At 72.8% G+C, this 5,868-nt stretch carries 4 protein-coding genes; 1 reads left to right on the forward strand and 3 read right to left on the reverse strand.

Annotated features, from left to right (window positions below; genetic code table 11):
• Positions 1–1,830, reverse strand: a 1,830-nt coding sequence (locus ND748_RS23030) for a polyketide synthase (RefSeq protein WP_251748047.1), incomplete at its 3' end; no start/stop codon positions are given.
• 286 nt (positions 1,831–2,116) lie between these two features.
• Between ND748_RS23030 and ND748_RS23035 the strand changes: the two genes are divergently transcribed.
• Positions 2,117–2,887: a 2,3-dihydro-2,3-dihydroxybenzoate dehydrogenase gene (locus tag ND748_RS23035; protein ID WP_251748048.1), complete on the forward strand. Its 771-nt coding sequence runs from the start codon at positions 2,117–2,119 to the stop codon at positions 2,885–2,887.
• Between the two features lie 85 nt (positions 2,888–2,972).
• On the opposite strand, the gene ND748_RS23040 is transcribed toward ND748_RS23035, so the two are convergent.
• Together ND748_RS23040 and ND748_RS23045 are read right to left on the reverse strand one after the other, a co-directional pair.
• Positions 2,973–3,941 carry an ISAs1 family transposase gene (locus ND748_RS23040; RefSeq protein WP_374216005.1) on the reverse strand — a complete coding sequence of 323 codons (969 nt, stop codon included), beginning with the start codon at positions 3,939–3,941 and terminating at the stop codon, positions 2,973–2,975.
• A gap of 338 nt (positions 3,942–4,279) precedes the next feature.
• Positions 4,280–5,868 (reverse strand): KR domain-containing protein (locus ND748_RS23045; protein ID WP_251748050.1); only part of this gene is annotated, 1,589 nt, incomplete at its 5' end.

The following is a 5,868-nucleotide window of genomic DNA, read 5'->3' on the forward strand; positions in this document are numbered from 1 at the left end:
CACCTGGGCCGCGAACTGCGCGGGCAGGCGCGCGCCGGCGTCAGCCCGCGCCGAGCGCCCGTCGCCGCGCAGCACGTCAAACAGCGACCAGCCGAGCTCGGCGCGCACGTGCGCGGCGATGAGGTCCAGCGCTTCGCGCACCGTCTGGTCCTCCGCGTAGAGGCCCATGACCGCGGCCGGTGGCCAGTCGTGCGCACTGGAGAAGACGAGCACCGGCTCGGCCGCGGTCTCCGGGTCCGCGGCATGGCCGTCGAAGGTGCCGTCGGTCAGCTCGTCCGGACCGGTGAGGCCCCGCAGGAGCTCGTCGCGGCCAGTCCCGACCACGAGGCGGCGGTACGGCTCATGGGTGGCGCGGGTGGTGCTGGATGCGGCGAGGTCGGCGAGGTCGGCCTCATCGGCGCCGGCCGTCAGCTCGCGCAACCGCGCGACCTGCTCACGCAGGCCGTCGGCGGTGCTGGCGGATGCTGCGAGCACGTAGGGGCGCTCGGCGGGGTGCGCCGCCGGCGCGTCCACCACCGGCGGCGGGGCCTCGATCACGACGTGGACGTTCGTCCCGCTGAGCCCGAACGCACTGACGCCGGCCCGCACCGGCCGGTCGCGGCGCAGTGACGTGGCTTGGCCGGGCACGGCGACCGCTCCGTCCCGCCAGTTCACGCGAGGGTTGAGGCGCTCGACGTACGGCTGGCGCGGCACCGTGCCCGAGCGGACGACCCACACCGACTTCAGTAGCCCGCCGATGCCAGCGGCGGCGTCCATGTGGCCCAGCACCGCCTTGTGCGAGCCGATGAGCAGCGGGTTGCGCGCGTCGCGTCCCGATCCGTACACCTGGCCGATGGCGTCGACCTCGATGACATCACCGATCGGTGTCCCGGTCCCGTGGGCCTCGACGTAGTCGACGTCGGCTGGCGTCAGGCCGGACCGGCGCAAGGCCGTGGCCAGCAGCTCGGCCTGCGCCAGCGCGTTGGGCACGGTCAGGCCGAGGCTCGTGCCGTCGTTGTTGACGGCCGAGCCCCGGATGACCGCGTGGATTTGGTCCTGGTCGGCCAGCGCGTCCGACAGGCGCTTCAGCACCACCGCGCCCGCACCCTCGCCGCGGACGATGCCGTCCGCGGCGGCGTCGAACGGGCGGCAGCGGCCGCTGGGCGCGATCGCGCCGGCCTGGGTGAGGAAGATGCTGATGTCTGGGGTGAGGAGCAGGCTGACGCCGCCCGCGACCGCGGCGTCGCACTCGCCGGCCCGCAGCGCCTGGCATGCCTGGTGGACGGCGAGCAGGGACGAGGAGCAGGCCGAGCTGACGGTGCTGACGGGGCCGGTCAGGTCGAAGGCGTAGGCGAGCCGTCCGGCCGCGAAGCTGGCCTCCAGGCCACTGACGTGGTGGCGCCCGATCCCGTCGAGGCCGAGGGTCCGCGCGTGCAACAGCTCGTAGTCGTGGGCCAGAAGGCCGAGGACGACGGCGGTCCGGCTGCCCAGCCACTGCTCGCGGGGGCGCCCGGCGTCCGCCATCGCCTCCCAGGCCACCTCCAGGACGAGTCGTTGCTGAGGGTCGAGCAGGCCCGCCTCCCGGGGGCTGATGCCGAAGTAGGGGGCGTCGAAGCGGTCGATGTCGTCGAGGAACGCCCCTCGGCCGTTGGCGACGGCCCCGGGGGCGAGCTGGTCGTGTGCCCACCGCTCGGTGGGTACGTCGGAGAAGACGTCGGCCCCCGCGGTCAGCACTCGGCCGAGTGCCTCCAGGGTCCTGACCTGGCCAGGGAAACGGCATCCGAGGCCGACGACGGCGATGGGCTCCATCTCGCGGTCTGGACGCGTTCCGCTGCCGGAATCGGTGCTCATCAGTGACCTCCGATGAAACGAGGATCGGAAGCGGAGAACCCGTCGACACGGTATATTCTCGCGCGGAACAACAGCGCCGCAATGCTACAGATCGCCCGCATGAAACGTCAGCCCCTATCGACCCCTAAGACGTCGCCCCCGTAATCGCGGCCGCCGGTTCCCGGGCGTTTCTAGGGGTGGTTACGGGTACCGGCCGTGGGCGTGCGCCGACAAAGATAGAAGGAATTGTTCGCTCGCGCCCGGCCGGATGGGCGCACCCACGCCCGCACCCAGCGAGGAGTCGCAGATGCAGGGGAGAGTCGCAATCGTCACCGGGGCCGCCGGGGGAATCGGCTCGGCGATCGTCCGCGCGCTCGCCGAGCGTGAGGCGGTGGTCGCGGCCGTCGACCTGCCCGCGGCAGGGCTGGAGACACGCGGCAAGGAGCTCGCCGAGGCCGGACTGGCCGCCCACGAGTTCCCGGCCGACGTCACGGACGCCGACCAGGTCCGCGCGCTCGTGCAGGCGGTGCGCCGCCGGCTCGGCCCGGTGGACTACCTGGTCAATGCGGCCGGAGTGCTGCGTCCAGCCGCGGTGCACAAGATCACCGCCGCCGACTGGAACCACACGTTCGCGGTCAACACGACCGGCGTCTTCCTGATGTCACAGGCGGTCTCGGCGGGCATGGTCACCCGCCGGTCGGGCGCGATCGTCACCGTCGCCTCGAACGCCGCCGGCACCGCCCGCACCTCGATGGCCGCCTATGCGGCGTCGAAGGCCGCCGCGCTGGCGTTCACCCGGTGCCTGGGCCTGGAGATCGGCCAGCACGGCGTGCGCTGCAACGTGGTCAGCCCCGGTTCGACCGACACCGACATGCTGCGCACGTTCTGGGATGGTGAGGATGGTCTGCGCAGCACGATCGACGGCAGCCCTTCGACGTACAAGGTGGGTATTCCTCTCGGGAAGATAGCCAACCCCGAGGATATTGCCGCAGCGGTGCTCTTCCTGCTTTCGGACGCGGCCGGGCACGTCACCCTGCAGAACCTCACCGTCGACGGCGGGGCCACGCTCGGGATCTAGGTCGTCGGCGAGCAGAACAAGCGGCGATGGCCCCCTCGCATTTTCGCGGGGCGGCCATCGCCCAGGGCCCCGGCATAGTTGTCGCTTAGCAAGCGATCTTTATGATCGTCTTTAGTGGGCGTTCGGGGCGGCGGGCGTGGTAGCGGATTCCCGCGGCGATGTTCGTGACACCGGTCAGGCGTAGGAGCGCGATCGTGAGGTTGCGGAGGCTGGCCATGACGTGGGGCGCGTTACCGGTCCGCACCTGACTGAAGTCCTCGCCGAAAGTGACATCGCGGACCCAGTGCAGCCGGTTCTCCACGTGCCAGTGCTCCCGGGCGAACGCGGCGAGCTCGGCCGGGCTCGCCTGATGGGTCGGCAGACTCGTGACCAGGTAAGCGACCTCGGTCTCGGCCGGCCCGTCAGTGAGTGGCTGGCGTCGGCGGGTGATCCGCGCGGCTTGGACGGCGTGTGGGAACAGCAGCCCGGCGCGGACCTCGGTGGCTTTCACGGTGCGCCACTCGCGGCGGCCGTGGCCACGCTCCACCGTGCGCGCGGAGGTCTTCACCTGACCCCAGGGCAGGGCCGCGAGCTGGGCATACAGACGGGGCTGGTTCGCTTTCACCGGCAGCGCGGGGATCTCGTTCGTCGTCGCGTCCACCGCGACCTGGCCGAGCACGACACCGGTGTGATGGTCGAGGGCGGCGAGCAGAGGCCGACCCGGGCTGTCGCCGGCGCGGGAGCCACGCACCGTCTTGCCATCGACCGCGACCCGCCGCCGCGTCCCCGCCTGCGGGCTGGTCACCGCGGCAGCCCACGCTCCCAGCACAGAGTCCAGCGCGTCGGCGTCGAGGGCGGCGAACACCCGGCGGAACGTCGACTCCTCAGGCACCCGGACGATCCCGAGCAGGTCAGCGACCGCCAGGCCGGCATCGGCGGCCCACTCGCCGATCGCGGTGAACGACCGCGCGCCAGCGAGGACCGCGCACGTCGCCAGGGTCAGCACCACCGCCAGACTGTGCCGCCGTCCTCGGGATTTCCGCGGGTCCGGGACCCGACCGAAAACCGCCAGCAGACCTGTCACCGACGACGGCCGATGATGACCATCGGTGACAGCGGTAGCCAGCTGATCGAGAACAGGGACAGGCGGTGATACTGGAACAGCGGGCACGGCACCTCAGGTCGATCATGATGGCGTAGGAACCTCCATGATCTTCGGGTGTCGTGCCCGCACCCATGAGACCCCCGGCCGCGCGCCGGCCTCCCGCTACACGGCCCCACCAAAAACCCCAGGCCTGGCCCACCGCCTACGCGTCAGCAAACTTGCCGGAGCCCTGGGCCATCGCCGTATTCGGCATTCATTGTCTGGAGCGGGGCCCCCGGGCCGGAGGCGGTGTCGCCACCAGGCCGGTCTCAGCCCGGATCACTGTTCCCCTGACCGAAGCCCACCGTCTTCGTCTCGGCTTCCGCCGTCGCCAGGAGGGGGACGTACGGGACCGTCCGGGCGGCGGCGGTGTGGTACCGGCTCCAGTCGGCCCGGGCCGGCGCGACGTGCGCGGCGGCGTCGTCGAGCGCTGCCACGACGGCGTCGAGCACAGCGGCGATCGGCGCCGGATGCAGGCCCCGCGCTGCCAGCTCGGCCCCCGCGCCGGGGTGTCCGTCGCCCTCCTGCCAGGGACCGCCGGACACGCTGATCGTCGCCAGCCCGGCGTCCCGCCCGCGCCGGGCCAACGCCTGGGTGTATTCGGCGGCCGCCGTCTCGACCGCCGAGCCCGCCTGGCCGGGCAGCGTCGCCACCGGTGCGCAGAGGATCAGGAGATCGAGCGCGGCGGCATGTGCGTACAGCAGCCGCGGCACGGCCGTCGTCCGCTCCAGCGCGCGGGCGAACAGCGCCGGCTCCCAACCGGCCACCGGTCGGTTCGGCCCCGGCCGCGGGAGGTACACGGCACAGCGCAGGTTGGTCCCTGCCTCGTCGATCGCGGCCGCGACCTGGTCGGCATCGTTCTCGACCCGGGTCACCGAGGCCGTTCCCCGCGCCAGGAGCCAATCGGCGGCCGCGGCGACCTCCGGTCCGCTCCCGATGACGAGGCAGGTACCTCCCGTCCGGAGGAGCCGGTGATCCCGCGGCTTGGCGTCCGTGAGCGGACGCTCCCGCAGGCGGGCCTCGTACCAGCGACCGTCCCGCACCGACAGCCGGCCCGAGCCGGCGAGCTGCGTGGCCCGTCCCAGCACGTCGACGGCGTCCGGAACGGCCCGCGCGCCGTCGAGCTCCACCGACACGCAGCGCAGTGCGGGATGCTCCCAGGCGACGGTCCGGGTGAGTGCGGCAGCGAGCCCGTCCCCCGGGTGTGGCATGGGCGACCCGGCGGACGAGCAGACGACGAGGGCGGGCCGTTGTTCGGCGCACGCGCGCAGGAAACCGCGGACCACGGCGAACGCTCGCTCGCCGAGACCGCCGCTGTGTAGCAGCAGCCCGGCCACGGTGCCACCCTGCCGGGCCACCTCCTTCGCCACCGGCTCGAACGGGTCGTCACTTTCGGTGTCCAGGGTCAGGAAACCGTCGTCCGCGGCGGCCGCTTCACCCGCGGGCACCAGCACGAACGCCGGCACGCCTGCCAGGGCTAGCTGCTCGTGCCAACGCCGGGCGACGACCTCGTCCACGCTGTGGATCAGCCAGCCGCCCGCGGCGGCTCCGAGCGCGGCGACGCGCTGGGAGCCGGCCACCGGCTGCCAGCGCATCTCGTGTGCTCGCAGCTCGACGGCCGCGGCCGGCAGCCGCTCCTCGTGAGGATGACGCAGCCGCAGCCCCTCGGCCACCAGAAGCGGCTCAGCGGCGCCTGCGCCGTCCGCCGGCGAATCGTCATCCGAAGTGACGCCGTCCGCGTCGACGACGACCGTCAACGTGTCGTCCTCCCGCCGCCAGGCCCGGACCCGGACGGGGCCGGCCAGCGGCCCACGCACGGTCAGCCGGTCGATCGACGCGACGCCGCGCAGGCCTGGCC

It is taken from the genome of Frankia sp. AiPs1 (genome assembly GCF_023716945.1).
Classification (GTDB): Bacteria; Actinomycetota; Actinomycetes; order Frankiales; family Frankiaceae; genus Frankia.

Coding starts and splice junctions, on each gene's coding strand:
- ND748_RS23035 (WP_251748048.1), top strand. CDS start 2,117: ATGCAGGGGAGAGTCGCAATCGTCACCGGGGCCGCCGGGGGAATCGGC.